At 68.8% G+C, this 15719-nt stretch carries 15 protein-coding genes; 10 read left to right on the top strand and 5 right to left on the bottom strand.

Annotated elements, in window-relative coordinates; translation table 11 throughout:
- Nucleotides 1-20: 20 nt before the first annotated feature.
- Nucleotides 21-1484, bottom strand: coding sequence for a SulP family inorganic anion transporter (locus tag ACT3T5_RS08300; RefSeq protein ID WP_444577998.1), 1464 nt, complete (start codon nt 1482-1484; stop codon nt 21-23).
- A 211-nt stretch (nt 1485-1695) separates the two neighbouring features.
- Between ACT3T5_RS08300 and ACT3T5_RS08305 the strand changes: the two genes are divergently transcribed.
- The 7 genes from ACT3T5_RS08305 (at nt 1696) to ACT3T5_RS08335 (ending at nt 8730) form a co-directional block, all read left to right on the top strand.
- Nucleotides 1696-1962: a hypothetical protein gene (locus ACT3T5_RS08305; RefSeq protein WP_444577997.1), complete on the top strand. Its 267-nt coding sequence runs from the start codon at nt 1696-1698 to the stop codon at nt 1960-1962.
- 296 nt (nt 1963-2258) lie between these two features.
- Complete coding sequence (locus ACT3T5_RS08310; protein ID WP_443351266.1) at nt 2259-2450, top strand: hypothetical protein; 192 nt, start codon at nt 2259-2261, stop codon at nt 2448-2450.
- Nucleotides 2451-2920: 470 nt separating this feature from the next.
- Complete coding sequence (locus ACT3T5_RS08315) at nt 2921-4291, top strand: calcium:proton antiporter (RefSeq protein WP_444594126.1); 1371 nt, start codon at nt 2921-2923, stop codon at nt 4289-4291.
- 24 nt (nt 4292-4315) lie between these two features.
- The gene (locus ACT3T5_RS08320; protein ID WP_444594127.1) at nt 4316-5065 is read left to right on the top strand and encodes a dienelactone hydrolase family protein; all 750 of its coding nucleotides are present in this window, start codon (nt 4316-4318) and stop codon (nt 5063-5065) included.
- Between the two features lie 442 nt (nt 5066-5507).
- On the top strand, nt 5508-6836 hold the full coding sequence (locus tag ACT3T5_RS08325; protein WP_444577994.1) for a quaternary amine ABC transporter ATP-binding protein: 1329 nt from the start codon (nt 5508-5510) through the stop codon (nt 6834-6836).
- Nucleotides 6833-7741, top strand: coding sequence for an ABC transporter permease (locus ACT3T5_RS08330; protein ID WP_444594128.1), 909 nt, complete (start codon nt 6833-6835; stop codon nt 7739-7741). Before ACT3T5_RS08325 ends, ACT3T5_RS08330 begins: the two co-directional genes overlap by 4 nt.
- Before the next feature lie 65 nt (nt 7742-7806).
- On the top strand, nt 7807-8730 hold the full coding sequence (locus tag ACT3T5_RS08335; RefSeq protein WP_193116724.1) for a glycine betaine ABC transporter substrate-binding protein: 924 nt from the start codon (nt 7807-7809) through the stop codon (nt 8728-8730).
- A 116-nt stretch (nt 8731-8846) separates the two neighbouring features.
- Here ACT3T5_RS08335 and ACT3T5_RS08340 read toward each other — a convergent pair whose 3' ends face one another.
- Nucleotides 8847-9959 carry a Gfo/Idh/MocA family protein gene (locus ACT3T5_RS08340; RefSeq protein ID WP_444594129.1) on the bottom strand — a complete coding sequence of 371 codons (1113 nt, stop codon included), beginning with the start codon at nt 9957-9959 and terminating at the stop codon, nt 8847-8849.
- A 115-nt stretch (nt 9960-10074) separates the two neighbouring features.
- On the bottom strand, nt 10075-11265 hold the full coding sequence (locus ACT3T5_RS08345; RefSeq protein WP_444594130.1) for an ROK family protein: 1191 nt from the start codon (nt 11263-11265) through the stop codon (nt 10075-10077).
- A gap of 111 nt (nt 11266-11376) precedes the next feature.
- Here ACT3T5_RS08345 and ACT3T5_RS08350 point away from each other — a divergent pair, with 111 nt between their 5' ends.
- The 3 genes from ACT3T5_RS08350 to ACT3T5_RS08360 are packed head-to-tail and all read left to right on the top strand — an operon-like array spanning nt 11377 to nt 14585.
- Nucleotides 11377-12657, top strand: coding sequence for an ABC transporter substrate-binding protein (locus ACT3T5_RS08350; protein ID WP_444594131.1), 1281 nt, complete (start codon nt 11377-11379; stop codon nt 12655-12657).
- Nucleotides 12658-12693: 36 nt separating this feature from the next.
- A complete protein-coding gene (locus ACT3T5_RS08355; protein ID WP_444579856.1) occupies nt 12694-13650 on the top strand; it encodes a carbohydrate ABC transporter permease in 957 nt (318 codons plus the stop codon).
- Nucleotides 13647-14585 (top strand): carbohydrate ABC transporter permease, encoded by a 939-nt coding sequence (locus ACT3T5_RS08360; RefSeq protein WP_444579854.1) that lies wholly within the window; start codon nt 13647-13649, stop codon nt 14583-14585. The genes ACT3T5_RS08355 and ACT3T5_RS08360 overlap by 4 nt, the downstream gene beginning before the upstream one ends.
- A 246-nt stretch (nt 14586-14831) precedes the next feature.
- Here ACT3T5_RS08360 and ACT3T5_RS08365 read toward each other — a convergent pair whose 3' ends face one another.
- Together ACT3T5_RS08365 and ACT3T5_RS08370 are read right to left on the bottom strand one after the other, a co-directional pair.
- Nucleotides 14832-15335, bottom strand: a complete 504-nt coding sequence (locus ACT3T5_RS08365) for a hypothetical protein (protein ID WP_444594132.1) — start codon at nt 15333-15335, stop codon at nt 14832-14834.
- 83 nt (nt 15336-15418) lie between these two features.
- Nucleotides 15419-15715, bottom strand: a complete 297-nt coding sequence (locus ACT3T5_RS08370) for a Dabb family protein (RefSeq protein ID WP_444579850.1) — start codon at nt 15713-15715, stop codon at nt 15419-15421.
- Between the last annotated feature and the right edge of the window lie 4 nt (nt 15716-15719).

Here is a 15719-nt window from a genome sequence, read left to right on the forward strand (position 1 = left end):
CGGCCCCTTCGGGCCGCCTCTCAGTTCAGCGTGCCCGTGAGCCGTCCATGGAACCCGGTGGAGCGTTCATCGAGCCCGGTGAAGCGCACCTCGATGTCGTGCTCGGCGTACTTGGCCTGCACGGAGTCGAGCACGGCCACGGTCGAGGCGTCCCAGATCTGGGCGGCGGAGAAGTCCACGACCACTCGTGGGGGATCCTCGGCGTAGTGGAACTGCTCGACGAGGTCGTTGCTGCTGCCGAAGAACAGCGGCCCGCGCACGGTGTACGCCGCGCCCTGGTCCCCGACCAGGCGATCCACGGTGGTCACGTGCGCGACTCGCCTCGCGAAGAGCAGGATCGCCAGCACGGCGCCGGCGGCGACGCCGATCGCGAGGTTGTGGGTGAGGACCACGACCACGACGGTCACGAGCATCACGAAGGTCTCCGACAGCGGCATCCGCTTCAACGTGGCCGGCTTGATGCTGTGGACGTCGACGGTGGACAGGGCCACCACCATCATCACGGCGGCGAGCGCGGCCATCGGGATCTGCGCCATGAGGTCCGAGAGCACGGTCACCAGGATCAGCAGCAGCACGCCGGCGATGAAGGTGGAGAGGCGGGTGCGAGCCCGTCCGAGCTTCACGTTCACGACGGTCTGCCCGATCATGGCGCAGCCGGCGATGCCGCCCCAGAGACCGGCGAGGATGTTCGCAGTGCCCAGCGCCCAGGACTCGCGGCTCTTGGAGGACCTGGTGTCGGTGATGTCGTCCACGAGCTTCGCGGTCAGCAGGGTCTCCATGAGGCCCACGAAGGCGACGCTGAGCGCCGTGGGCCCGATGATGCCCAGGGTCTCGAGGTCCAGCGGCACCTGGAGCTGGGTGAGACCGGGCAGGCCGCCGGACATCTCGCCCTGGTCGCCGACATTCGGGACGGCGAGGTGGGCGATCATCGCGATGGCGGTGACCACCACGATCGCCACGAGCGGCGCCGGCACGGCCTTGGTCAGGCGCGGCAGCACGAGCACGATGACCAGGGTGAGCACGAACAGCGGGTAGACCGCAGTCGGCACATCCAGCACATGCTGCAACTGGGCCGTGAAGATGAGGATGCCGAGCGAGTTGACGAAGCCGATCATCACCGAGCGGGGGATGAAGCGCATGATCCGGGCGAGACCGGTGACGCCGAAGAGGATCTGGATGACGCCGGCGACGATCACCGTGGGCAGCAGGTACTCAACGCCGTGGGTGTGCACGAGCGGGGCCACCACGAGGGCGACGGCGCCGGCGGCCGCAGTGATCATGGCGGGCCGGCCGCCCAGGATCGACATCGAGACGGCGAGGACCACGGAGGCGATCAGGCTGACCTTCGGGTCGACGCCCGCGATCACCGAGAAGGAGATGACCTCGGGGATCAGGGCGAGAGTTGTCACCGCCCCGGCGAGCACCTCGGTGGTCAGGAGGTGAGGATGGCGCAGCGCCTGGAGGGTGGTCGGGGAAGCAGTCACACAGGGACTTTACCGGGGAACCGCGCTGGGTCTCCGGTGCGCGGGATACGTCTCGTTCCCGGCGATGAGACCTTTCTCGAGCTTCCACAGCGTCCGCTCCCGACGAGGGATCCCTCGGGGCGGCTCCCGGCTAGGCTTTCGAGGGACGCCCCACCCGCGCGGCCCGCGCAGGGCCACATCGAACCGCAGGGCCACATCGAACAGAGGCAGCATGACTCCGCAGAAGCACCGTTCCTTCGACGCCACCTGGATGCCGTTCGGCATGCTGATCGGCTTCATCGTGGGGATGGGCATCGCGCTGACGATGACGGACAACCTGGTGACAGCTGCGGCCTTCGGCTTCGCGGCGGGTATCGTCCTCGGGATCATCCTGGGCTTCCGTCCCCGCCACGGGTCGACGACGGATGAGGACGCGGAGGACGACCGCTACCGCGCCGAGCACGGGGATCCCACGCCTGGGCGCGACGACGACCACTGACCCGGGCTTCGACGGACTTGCCTGAACCGGGCTGAACTGGGCTGACTTGGCCTGAACTGGCCTGAACTCGCCCGAATGGCCTGAACCGGTCGTCTGCTAACCGGCTTTTCCCGCGTCTCGGACTCGCGGGATTGATCATCCGGAATTGCCCGCACGACGACCTTTCCTCCCCGAGGCACGTTATCCACAGGAAACTCAGGTGTCTTGCCGCCGTTTCCCTGGTTGTGGTGGCATGCTGTCCTCACCTGGTCAACGATGACCAGTGAAGACCGCCTGAAGTCCGCAGGAGGATTCCGATGAAGGTCACTGATACGCACGACACCGCCGCCGAGCATTTCGATTATCTCGACGCCGACGCACTGAGCGAGGTGGAGCGCGATGACGCGCCTCACGATCTCGAGGGAGAGGCTCACGATCTGATCGATCTGGTCCAGGTCACCGGCCCCGCCCCCACCGTCGCACCACGCGTCTCCGCACGCACCGCTTGATCGGCACGCACCGTCCGATCGGCACGCACCGTCCGATCGGCACGGCTGGTCCGGGCCACCACACCCAGGTGGCCCTGACCAGTCGTGCCAGCCTGACCAGCGGACCGAGCTGAGGACACCTCTGACCCCGTCGAATCAGCACCGTGCACGGCGATGACATCGGACGGCGAGAGCTGGGACCTCCTGGTCACCCCGAGCGACGTCGGTGGCGACGGCTGGGGTCGGCAGGTCGGCAGGTCGACAGGTCGACAGGTCGACAGGTCGACTGGTCGGCATCGACACGATTCCCAGAAGCTGACGGCTTTCGCGCGTCGGCGATCAGGCGGTCAGATCGCTCACCAGGTGCTTCCGAGCACCGCAGTCGTCGCCTACCGTGAAAGGTGCGTCGTCCCGGAGACGGGCGACGCCGCGACCGGGACGACCCGATCGCAGGAGCTCCGACGAGGACGGCCTCGGAACAGGACGATCCCATGCCGTCGCTCGACCGCTCCCCCGCCCTCACCGGCCCCCGGCTCGCCCGCGCAGTCCTCACGCCGTCCGCGATCCTGCGTCTCGTCGTCGGCTGGTCGTCGGTCGCCGCGCTCGCCGCCCTCGTCCCGGTGCTCCCGTCCCCGCTGTCCTCGCTCGGCCTGCTGGCGATCCTGACCGCGATCGTGGCAGTCATCGTGCTCGCCGCCGGTGGAGTCGTGCAGCAGGCAGAGGCCCTGGCCGGCCGCCTCGGCGACCCCTACGGCACGCTCGTGCTGACCCTCTCCATCGTGGTGATCGAGGTGGTGCTGATCGCGGCTGTGATGCTCGGCGAGGGCGACCACGCCACCATCGCCCGGGACTCCGTGATGGCGGTCGCGATGATCATCCTGAATCTGGTCTTCGGTCTCTGCCTGGTCATGGCCGGGGTCCGGTACGGCGGCCTGACCGCGAACCGGACCGGGACTTCGATGTACGTGGGCATGCTGGTGCTCCTGGCGACGAGCGCCTTCGCGCTGCCCGCCCTCATCGGGGACGAAGGCTCGCTGCGCCCGGTCCAGGCCGCCGTGGTGGCGGGCGCGGCCATCGCGCTGTACGCAGTGTTCCTCCGACGCCAGACCGGCGTGCGTGCCCCCGACTTCCAGGAGGTGGCGACCGGCCCGCGCGCAGCGCAGACCGGTCGCCGCGCAGCACAGACCGGTCGCCACGCAGCACAGACCGGCTGCCGAGCGGCGCCGGAGGACGTCGTCCGCGACCCCGACGCTGTCTCTTCCACGTCGGCGTCTGCGGCTGGGTCGGCGTCGTCCTCCCCATTCACCCCATCCGTCTCATCCGTCTCATCCGCCCCTTCCGCCTCATCCACCCCTTCCACCTCATCCACCCCATCCACCCCAGGGATCGGGCCGGCCCTTCGCACCCACCGCCTCGAGCTGCTGGCTCGTTCCGCGCTGCTCGTCGCCACGGTGCTGCCGATCGTGCTGCTCTCGCACCACATGGCGGGCCTGCTGGACGAGGGTCTCGCCCGGCTCGGCGCACCCGCGGCTCTCGGCGGGGTGCTGATCGCGATGATCGTGTTCACGCCGGAGTCGATCACGGCCGTGCGGGCGGCGCTCGGCGGAGAGATCCAGCGGGTGGTGAATCTGTGCCACGGCGCCCTGGTCTCGACCTTCGCCCTGACGATCCCGACGGTGCTGGTGATCTCCCTGCTCACCGGGCAGCGAGTGGTTCTCGCCGAGTCCCCCACGAACCTCGTGCTGCTCGGCGTGACCCTCGCGCTGTGCGCCCTCTCGGCGCGGGCGGCGAGGATGACCAGGTGGTACGGGATCGCCCACCTGCTGCTCGCCGCGATCTACGGGGTCGCGCTCTTCTCCTGAGCCTGCTCGCGGTACAGTCGCGACGTGAGTGCGACGACGCTTCTGATCCCCACCGACGCCGGCGACCTGCCCGGACTGCTCTGGTTGCCCGAGAACCTCGAGCAGCCGGCCCCCGGCCTCGTCGTGCTGCAGGAGATCTTCGGCCTGTCCGACTACATGCAGCAGCGCTGCGCGGATCTCGCAGCTCTCGGCTACGCGGTGCTCGCCCCGCAGCTGTTCGCCCGTCTCGACCCGCCGGTCGTGGGCCTGGAGGACGGGGAGGACGCCGAGTCCTGGCTCGCCGACGGCATGGACCTGGCCCAGCTGCTTCCCTGGGAGCGGGCCGAGGCAGACGCCCTCGCCTCCCTCAACGCCCTGCGCGCGCACGGCACGGTCGACGCGGAGCGGGTAGGGCTGCTCGGCTTCTGCTACGGCGGAGGGCTCGCGTTCACCACCGCGGCCGCCGCCGCTCGGGAGGACCGCTCCCCGTCGGTGCTGGTCAGCTATTACGGCTCCGCTCTGCCCACGGTGCTCGACCAGGCAGAGGACGTCACGGTCCCGAGCCTGCACCACTTCGGCACCGCCGACGCGTTCATCCCCCTCGATCAGGTCACCCAGATCCGCGAGGCCGTCACCGCCGGCGGCGCGCGGGAGCAGGTCCGCTTCGAGCTCCACGACGGGGCCGGCCACGCCTTCGACAACCCGCATCCCGCCCTCCACCATGCCCGGGCCTCCGAATCCGCCTGGCAGCAGACCCTCGGCTTCCTGGCGGAGACGCTGCCGACCCGCGCCTGACCGGCCGAGCCCAGAGCTACCGCGTACAGGGCCGCCGCATCCAAGGCCGCCGCATCCCGATCTGCCGCGTCCCGATCTGCCGAACGTCCCGATCCACGGCGCATCTGATCCACAGAACATCTGACTGTCTCGGCTCATCAGCGGTGACATGCCAGACAGCTTTCACCTGCGTGATCGAATAGTTATCTCCGGATTGTCGGACACTCCGGACACCAGGTTCCGGGCATCGCGCTCCCCGTAGTCGCCCCAGGCCATACCCCGTAATGGCGCACGGACTCGTCGCGCGGAGTTCACGGGGCTCGATGGCCCGCGGCGGGACAAAAGCCCTGTTCCTGGGCACAAGCCGTTTGCCGATGCGCAACGGTCTTGTGAAGATGGCGTGTCGGGCCGGTGCCCAGGCGTCCGGGGGAACACGCATTCGGGAGCCGATCCGTCACGCCAGATGTCAACAGCCAGAGGAGCCCTCGTGCCACCAGTGATCACCGCGGAAGGCCTGTACAAGGTCTTCGGTCGACGCCCCGCCCGGGGCGTGGAAGCGCTCCGCTCCGGCAGGACCCGGGACCAGCTGCGCGAGGACGGACTCACCGCAGCGGTCATCGACGCCAGCTTCAGCGTCGACCCCGGTGAGATGTTCGTGGTGATGGGGCTGTCCGGATCGGGGAAGTCCACCCTCATCCGTATGGTCAACGGGCTCCTCCTGGCGACCGACGGCGAACTGCGCATCGGTGACCAGGTGCTCTCGGCGATGTCCCCCGCCAAGGTGCGCGAAGTGCGCCGCAAGCGCATCTCGATGGTCTTCCAGCACTTCGCCCTCCTCCCCCACCGCACCGTCGGCGAGAACGCCGCCTACGGCCTGGAGATCTCCGGCCTCAACCGCTCGGAGCGCGAGGCGAAGGCCAGCGAGGCCCTCCAGATGGTCGGCCTGAAGGGCTGGGAGGGCTACCGCCCCTCGGCGCTCTCCGGCGGCATGCAGCAGCGCGTGGGCCTGGCCCGAGCGCTCGCGGCCGGCACCGACATCCTGCTCATGGACGAGGCCTTCAGCGCCCTCGACCCCCTGATCCGACGCGACATGCAGGACCAGCTCATCGACCTGCAGCAGCGGCTGGAGAAGACCGTCCTGTTCATCACGCACGACCTCAACGAGGCCATGCGCATCGGCGACCGCATCGCGATGATGCGCGATGGACGCATCGTGCAGGTGGGCACCTCCGAGGAGATCCTCAACGAGCCGGCGAACGACTACGTCGCGAAGTTCATCCAGGACGTCGACCGCAGCCGGGTGCTGACCGCGTCGGCCATCATGGAGCATCCCCCCGAGGTGCTCGGTGCCGCGCAGGGTCCGCGCACCGCCCACAAGCTGCTGCGCGAGACGCAGAACCCCTGGCTCGTGGTCCTGAACCGTGACCACACGCCGGCGGGCGTGATCTGGGAGAACGACATCGCCGACGCCGTCCAGTCCGGTCGTGACGACCTCCCGCTGACCCCCGCGCACGGCGTGCACATCGTGCGGCACGACACCCCGATCGCTGAACTGTTCGCCCCGGCCGCGCAGCACCTCAACCCGCTGGTCGTCGTGGACGACGACGGGAGGTTCGAGGGCGTCATCCCACGGGTGACGCTCCTGACTGCGGCGGGCGCCGCAGCCGACGGATCACCGACTTCGCCGCCCTCTCCGGGCACTCCGGGCGCTCCGGCCAACGCCGCATTCGGACGCGGAGAGCAGACCGGCTTCCGGGACACCACCGACCACGAGGGGAACGAGAACCGATGAACCCCGATGACAGCCTCATCCCCCGTATTCCCGTCGGCGACTGGGCCGAGTCCGGCATCGACTGGCTCACGCAGAACGCCAGCGGACTGTTCGACCTCATCAGCACGATCTTCAACTTCCTGGTCGGCAACCTGACCTACGGGCTGACAGCGCTCGAGCCGCTCGTGATGATCGTGATCCTGTCCCTGATCGCCTGGATCGTTCGCTCGTGGAAGCTCGCCCTCGGCACGGCGCTGACGTTCCTTCTGGTCCTGTCCATGGAGCAGTGGGTGCACATGATGGAGACGATGGCGCTGGTCCTCGTCGCGACTGTGATCGCGGTGCTGATCGCCGTACCCGTCGGTATCCTCGCCGCCCGCAACCGGGTCGTCAGCAGCATCGTGCGTCCCGGCATGGACTTCATGCAGACCATGCCGGCATTCGTGTACCTCATCCCTGCCGTCACCTTCTTCTCCATCGGTGTCGTACCCGGCATGGTCGCGACGATCATCTTCGCGCTGCCCCCGGGCGTACGCATGACCGAGCTGGGCATCCGCCAGGTCGACGGAGAGACCGTCGAAGCCGGTGAGGCGTTCGGTGCGAGCCCCTGGCAGATCCTCCGTGGCATCCAGCTTCCGCTGGCCGTCCCGACGATCATGGCCGGTGTCAATCAGGTCATCATGCTGTCCCTGTCCATGGGCGTGATCGCCGGCATGATCGGCGCTCCTGGCCTGGGCAAGGAGGTCGTCGCGGCGATCTCCAGCCTCGACCTCGCACTCGGCGTCGAAGCCGGGCTCGGCGTCGTCATCCTCGCGGTGTACCTCGACCGCCTCACGGCCGCCCTCGGAGATCGCGGCTCGTACACCGGTTCACTGCTCGCTGCGATCCAACGGGCCCGGGCACGACGCCTCACCCCGACAACCTGACCCGTGCGCGCCCTCGACGGCGCGCACCCCCGACCCACCGCACCTCGATCGAAGGAGAATTTGAAATGCACACCGCACGCACCCCCATCTCCCGCCCGCTCACGCGCCGCTCCGCCCTCGTCGGCTCGGCCGGTCTCATGGGGCTCGGCCTCGCGGCCTGCTCGGACAATGCGAGCACCGGTGGCGCCGACACCGGCGAGACCATCACCCTGGGCTACGTCCCCTCCTGGACCGATGGGCTGAGCACCGCCTACCTGCTCGACAACCGCCTGCAGGCCATGGGCTACAACGTCGAGCACCAAGAGATCAGCGAGCCCGCTGCTCTCTACGCCGCACTCGCCAAGGGCGACATCGACGTGTACCCCTCGGCGTGGCCGGAGGTCACGCACAAGGAGTACATGGAGAAGTACGGCGAGGACATCGATGATCTCGCCACGTACTACGGCAGCGCAGTGCTGACCATCGCCGTTCCGGACTACACCGACATCACGTCGATCGCCGATCTCAAGGGCAATGCCGACATGTTCGGCGGCAAGATCATCGGCATCGAGCCCGGCGCCGGTCTGACCGGGGTCACCCAGGACTCGATGATGCCGACTTACGAGCTCGAGGGCGAGTACGAGCTGGTCACCTCCTCGACCACCGCCATGCTCAGCGAGCTGAAGAAGGCGACCGAGGCGGAGACCGACATCGTGGTCACCCTGTGGCGCCCGTTCTGGGCGAACTCGGCCTTCCCCGTGCGCGACCTCGAGGATCCCGAGGGCGCAATGGGCGACAAGGAGGGCCTGCACTTCCTGGCCCGCACGGGCTTCGGCGACGACTTCGCGGACGCCGCGGAGTTCATCGGCGGCATCAAGCTGGATGACAAGCAGTACAACTCCCTCGAGGACCTCGTCGTCAACGAGTTCGGCGATGGCAAGGAAGCTGAGGCCATCGACAAGTGGCTCGAGGAGAACCCGGATGTCTTGCCGGAGGTCGAGGAGGGCTGAGGGCTCCCCTCGCACCACCACTCGCCCCACCACGCACGGCACGGGCCGATCGCGTCTGTTCGCGATCGGCCCGTGCCGTGTGCTCGTGAGGCTCGGCGGGCCCAGCCCGCAGAGGATCAGGCCCCGATCGCGACCTCGGCCCCGGCCTTCGCGGAGGCGTAGCAGGCGTCGATGACCTCGGCGCGGCGCAGGGCGAGCGCCCCGTTGTGCTCGGCCCAGCTGTCCGAGCGCACCTTCTGCAGGAAGCCCGCGACGGCGGCGGCGTGGCGGCCGTCCTCGCCGACGACCGGCTCCAGCACGGCCGGCATCCCGGCGACCTCGGTCCACACGGTGATGCTCGGCCCGTCGGGCCCGCCCCACTCGATGGTGGCGCCGCCGTCGGCCCCATAGAGGGTGACGTAGCAGAGGTCGTGCGGGATCCACTGCGCCCAGCTGGACTCCAGCAGCAGCGTGCCGCCGCCCTCGAGGCGCAGGAAGGCCGTCGCGAGGTCCTCGACCTCGAAGGGCACGCCCTCCTCGACCTGGGAGATGCCGAAGCCCGAGCCGCCGCGGCCCAGCGGACCGAACTCGGCGTGGGTGGAGGCCGACGCCGCGGTGACGTCCGGCTCGCCCATCAGGTGCAGGGCCATGTCGAGCATGTGGATGCCGATGTCCATCATGGCGCCGCCGCCGGAGCTCTTCGCCTTGGTGAACCAGGTGCCCAGGCCCGGGATGCCCTGGCGACGGATCCAGCCGGTCTTGGCGTAGTACAGCGTGCCGAGCACGCCGGAGTCCACGACCTGCTTGAGCGCGGTGACATCTCCGCGCTGGCGGTGGTTGAAGGACACGTCGAGCACCCGACCAGCGCGATTCGCGGCCTCGACCATGCGGGCGGCGGATTCGGCGTTCTCCGCCATCGGCTTCTCGGTGATCACGTGCAGGCCGGCCTCGAGGGCGGCGATCGCCATCGGGGCGTGCAGGAACGTCGGGGTGGCGATCGAGACCGCGTCCAGCTCGGCCTCGGCGATCATCTGCTGCCAGTCCTGGTAGCGGCCGGGAACGTCATGCAGGTCGCCGAACTGCGCGAGGAGGTGGTCCTCCATCGCGGAGATCGCTGCGAGGTCGACGGTCGGGTCGGCGGCGTAGGCGGCGACGTGCTGCTGGCCGGCCCAGCCCAGGCCGATCACGCCGACGCGCAGGCGGCGGTCGCTCCCCTGTGCTGCGGCGTCCGGCTGAAGTGCTTCGGTCATCGTGCGTGGTCCTCTCATCGGGGTCTTCGGTGGTCTTCGGTGGTCTTCGCGTCGGCCGGAGATCCCGGGCCGCACACGAAGGGTGCCCGTCCCCTCGTGCGAGGGGCGGGGAGATCTACGGACTGTCCGGGGGCTTGAGGGGCTCGAGAAGCTCCAGAGGGTCCTCCCGCAGGCGGGTGAGGGCGTGCTCGACCGCCCCGCGCACCACGGCGTCACGTCCCAGACCGCTCGCGACCAGCTCGGGAAACGGCGCGTAGGCGATGTCCGGGAGCACCTCCCGGGCCCGGACCAGCACGGGCTCCAGGGAGGAGGCGACGGCGCCGGCCAGGACGATCCGTTCGATGCCGAGCAGGCTCACGAGGATGGCGGCGATCCGGGCGATGCGCTCGCCGATCCGGTCCAGGACGTCCCGCGCGAGGGCGTCCCCGGCCTGCGCGGCGGCGAACACGTCGACCGCGGTGAGGGCCTCGGCAGGCAGCGCCGCGAGCAGGGGCGACTCGCGCCCGGCGGCGAGGCCCTCGCGCGTCCAGCGGCGAGCGAGCGACCCCACGCCCTCCGCGCCGATGTCGTCCTGGAGGATCGTCTCGAGGAAGCGCATCTCGCCCGCGCCGCCCAGCGCACCGTGCAGCAGACGCCCGTCGACGATGAGCCCAGCCCCGACCCGCTCCCCCACGAGCAGCGCGGCCATGTTCGCCTCAGGGTGCAGCCCGTGCTCGGCCAGGGCGCTGAGGTTCGCATCGTTCTCCACGACGACGGGGCCGTCGAGATGCTCGGGGAACCCGGAGTTCATCAGGCGCCAGAAGGTGCCCACGTCGATCGGGGATCGTCCCTGGGTGTCGACGGGGGCCGGGATCCCGATCACGGTGACCAGCAGGGGCGCGGCGGAGGCCGAGGCCTCGCGCACCTCCCGCACCAGCTCCTGGACGGTGCTGATCCGCAGCTCGCGGTCCACGACATCCGGATCGAGCTCTCGCCGACCGGTGGCGAGGACCGTGCCGCGCAGGTCCGCGGCCATCGCGCGGTAGCCGCTGCGCCCGGCATCGATGCCGATCACGAGGCCCGCCCCGGAGCGCAGACGGTGACGGCGAGCCGGTCGGCCGCGACGGGAGAGACCGGCGGCGCGGCTGTCCTCGGCCTCCTCGATCCAGCCTGCCGCCGTGAGCTCGTCGCACAGCCCCAGCACCGTCGCGCGGGTCAGGCTCGTGGCCTCCATCGCCTCGGCGGCCGTGAAGGTCCCCGACGCGAAGGCGTGGCGCAGCAGCGCCTCGATGTTGAGGCGACGCAGCACGCTCGTCGACACGCTCATGCCCACCTGCACCCACCTCCTTGACGTCCGCTATGACGCCCACCATACTTTCTCCAAGCATTAAATCTAGCAACTGAATTTACCAGTTGCGATGCCGCCGAGGAGACACCGTTGTCACCCAGACCCTTCAGCACCGGTCGCCCGACCCGTCGCTCCCTGCTCACCGCGGGAGCCGGCGCCGCCGGCGTGCTCGCCACCGGCGGGCTCGCGGGCTGCAGCTCATCGGGCCGCTCACGCGTGACCTTCTACCAGTCCAAGCGCGAGGTCATCTCGCACTTCCGAGAGCTGGTCAGCGAGTTCAACGCCGAGCAGTCGGACTACACCTACATCCACGATGTGGCGACGAACCTGCAGGCCGGGTTCGTGCGCTCCAACCCGCCGGATCTCGCCCTGCAGAACTACAACCTCGACATGAACCGCTTCATGGCGCGCGGCGCCCTGTCGGACCTCTCGGACCTCCCCGAGGCCGGCATGGTCCGCGACGACGTGCTGGACCTGGTGGACTGGTACCCCGGGTACGAGGGGCGCACCAGCGTGATCCCCTACTCCGTCGCGGCCTCCTCCGTCATCTACAACAAGCAGATCTTCGCGGACAACGGCCTGGAGGTCCCCACCACCTGGGACGAGCTGCTCTCGGTGTGCGAGGACCTGCTCGCCGCCGACGTCACCCCGATCTACGGCACCTTCCCCGAGCTGTGGACGATCACGCAGGGACTGTTCGACTACGTCATCGGCGGCCGGGTCGACGTGCGCGAGTTCTTCACCCAGCTCAACGACATCGGCGAGGACGTCGGCCCCGATTCCGAGGTGTCCTTCCAGAAGACCCTGCTCGAGCCGGTCCAGCAGATGCTCGAACTGCTGCCCTACTTCAACGACGACGCCTCCAGCCGCAGCTACGGCGACGGCAACACGGCGATGGCGAAGGGCGAGGCCGCCATGTACCTCCAGGGCCCCTGGGCGCTGGTGGAGATCGAGAAGGCCGGCACGGACGTCGAGCTGGGATCGTTCCCGCTTCCGGCGACGGGCGATCCCGAGGATCTGAAGATCCGCGTGAACATCGACCTGTCGCTGTGGATCCCGGAGCAGGCCGACGAGAAGCAGGGGGCGCGGGAGTTCCTCCAGCACCTGATGCTCCCGGAGATCCAGTTCCCCTACAACGAGCTGGCCCTCGCGTTCTCCACCACCGATGACGCCCCGAAGGTGAGCGATCCGCGCATCTCCGAGATGCAGCCGTACTACGACGACGGCCGCTTCTACATGGGCGCCTCGCAGTTCGTCCCGCCCACGATCCCCTTCCCGAACTATCTCCAGTCGATCGTGTTCGGAGCAGATCCGGAGCCGATCCTCGCTCAGATCGATTCCGACTTCGCCCGGCTCGCCTACCGCGCCTGAGCGGCCCACCCGCCGTCGACCCCAAGGACGCCCACCATGTCAGCGCAGACATCTCCCGCCCCGAGAACCCGTGAGAGCGAGCCCGCCGCTCGCCCCGGGAGCTCCCCCGCCCCGGCGCAGAACCGATCCCGACGCAAGGTCGACCCGGTCTACTACGCCTTCCTCTTCCCCGCCCTGGTGATCTTCACCCTGGTGATCACGCTGCCGGCCGTCGTCGGCTTCTTCTACAGCTTCACGAACTCCGTGGGCTTCGGCGACTACGAGTTCATCGGCCTGCGCAACTACATCGCGCTGTTCCAGGACCCGAACATCCTCAGCGCCTATGTGTTCACGCTGGGCTTCGCCCTGATCACGGTGATCCTCGTGAACATCCTCGCGTTCGCCCTCGCGGTCATGCTGACCTCGAAGATCCGCTTCCAGACGGCGCTGCGCACGATCTTCGTGATCCCCATGGTCATCTCGGGGATCATCATCGCGTTCGTGTTCAAGTTCCTGCTGTCCAACTCGCTGCCCGCTCTGGGTCAGGCGCTCGGCATCGACGTGATCGCCGAGTCGATCCTGGCCAACGAGAACCTGGCCTGGCTCGGCATCGTGATCGTGACGGCCTGGTCCGCGATCCCCGGCGCGATGCTCATCTACATCGCCGGTCTGGTCACGATCCCGGCCGAGCTGTACGAGGCGGCCGCGATCGATGGGGCCTCGGGGTGGCAGCGGCTGATGCGCATCACCCTGCCGATGGTCTCCGGCTTCATCCTCATCAACACGATCCTGGGCTTCAAGGGCTTCCTCAACGCCTACGACGTGATCGTGGGCCTCACCGACGGCGGCCCGGGCACCGCCACCACGTCCATCGCGATGTCGATCTTCAAGGGCTTCGGCGGCGGCGACTACGGCTACCAGATGGCGAATGCCGCGGTGTTCTTCCTGATCACCATCATCCTCGCCGGCCTCCAGCTTCGGCTCACCGCCGGGAAAGCGAGCTTCGGAGCATGAGCACCACCCAGTCCTCCACCCCTGTCTCCGATCGGTCGGCCTCCGGAGCGTCGGGGCCGACGTCACCCGCGCGGCGCCCGGGTCGACGCCCGGGCCGACGCACGGGGATCGGCACCGACCGCTTCAACTGGCCGCTCACCGCGATCCTCATCGTGTGCTCTCTCGCCGTGCTGGTCCCGCTGCTGGTCACCGTGAACATGTCCCTGAAGACCACCGCCCAGGCGGTCGACGGGTCCGCGTTCTCCCTGCCCGCACCGTTCTCCCTCGAGGGGTTCCGCGAGGCGTGGCAGCTGACCAACTTCCCGCGCGGCCTGGCGATCTCCGCCTTCATCACCGCGATCTCCGTGGCCGGCGAGATCGTCATCTCCTCGCTCGCGGCGTTCGCGATCGTGCGCAACTGGGACCGTCGACTGTTCCGCTGGTCGTTCTTCTACCTGCTCGCCGCGATGTTCATCCCGTTCCCGGTGGTGGCTCTGCCGCAGGTGAAGCTGACCGGCATCGTGGGGCTGGACAACCCGCTCGGCGTGGCGATCCTGCACATCGTGTTCGCTCTCGCCTTCAACACGCTGCTGTTCACGGCGTTCCTGCGCTCCATCCCCCTCTCGCTCGAGGAGTCGATGCGGGTGGACGGCGCCACCACCTGGCAGGTGTTCGCACGGCTGATCTTCCCGCTGCTCGCGCCGATGTCCGCCACGGTCGGGATCTTCGCGTTCCTGGGCTCGTGGAACGACTTCATGATGCCGAGCCTGATCACCACGAACCCCGAGCTGCAGACGCTCCCGGTGCTGCAGCAGATGTTCCAGACCCAGTTCAGCAACAACTACAACATCGCCTTCGCGTCGTACCTGATGGCGATGGCGCCCGCGGTCGTGGTCTACATCCTGACCCAGAAGTGGGTGATCTCGGGCCTGACCCAGGGCGCAGTGAAGTCCTGAGCAGACCATCCGGAGCCCTGGTCGGGTAGCGCATCGACCACGCCCCCGTACGCATGACACCGGCCCTCCCCTCACCATCGAGCGGAGGGCCGGTGCTTGTTCCGACATCGGACCGACGCCTGTTTCGGAATCGCGCCGGCGCCTGTCCCTGCATCGGGCCGGCGCCTGGTCCGGTAGAGGACCGGGACGATCTGGGCCGGGCCACAGGCCGGACCACAGGCCGGGCCGAGCGCCCGCGGTGCGGAGTCAGCCGACGAACCGGGGCGGCTCGCCGTGGCGCTCGCACCAGCGTGCGTAGTGCTCGACCACGGTCTGCACGTCGGGATGCTGCGCGAGCTCTTCGGCGGTGCCGCCGGGCAGCAGGAGGTTCAGCCGATCAGGCAGGACGACCTCGCCGTCGCGCAGATGCACGGCGACGCGGTACGAACCATGTGCTGCTCGCGCGGGTTCCACGGCATGGACGTCCCGCCAGAGGATGCTCTTGCGGGCACCCCAGGTCTGCCGCATCGACACACCCTCGTCGTGCACCGTGCAGGTGGTGCGCAGTGCGCCGACGGCCAGCAACCCGACGTAGGCGAACAGCGGCACGCTGACCACGCCGATGACGACTCCGGTGATGGCCAGGGCTGCGTCGGAGCGAATCGCCGCCACGACGAGGAGCGCGAGTGCCGCCCCGAGCGCCATCAGGGTCAGGACGGCGAGCGAGATCCGCTCCCGCAGCATCTTTCGCCCGCGCACTGTCTCGCGCATCGGGCGGAGCTCCACTCGTTCCGCTCCCGGGGATTCCGCACCCGGAGATTCCGCACCCGTGGAGGCCTGGCCGCCTGTGCTCATCAGGAGTAGGCGACGAAGTCGAGCTCTTCGAAGTCGATGACCTCGCTCTGCCAACGGGAGGCGACGAACTCCTGGTGGGCGTCGCTCTGGTCATAGGCGACATAGGCGTCCTGATCCTCGAAGCTCATCGCGAACTGGAAGCGGTAGCTGCTTTTCGGGCTGACCTGTCGGGAGACGGTGAAGTCCTGCACCCCGTCGATCGCGCGCAGCACGGCCGGAGCACCGGTGAGGAATTCGTGCTCCTCGGCAGAATCGGGAGCGTGGACGAGGGAGAAGGAGACGGTGTGTCGGATCATCGCA

Origin of the sequence: Brachybacterium sp. AOP3-A1-3 (assembly GCF_052378285.1) — a bacterium.
In the GTDB taxonomy this organism is placed as follows: domain Bacteria; phylum Actinomycetota; class Actinomycetes; order Actinomycetales; family Dermabacteraceae; genus Brachybacterium.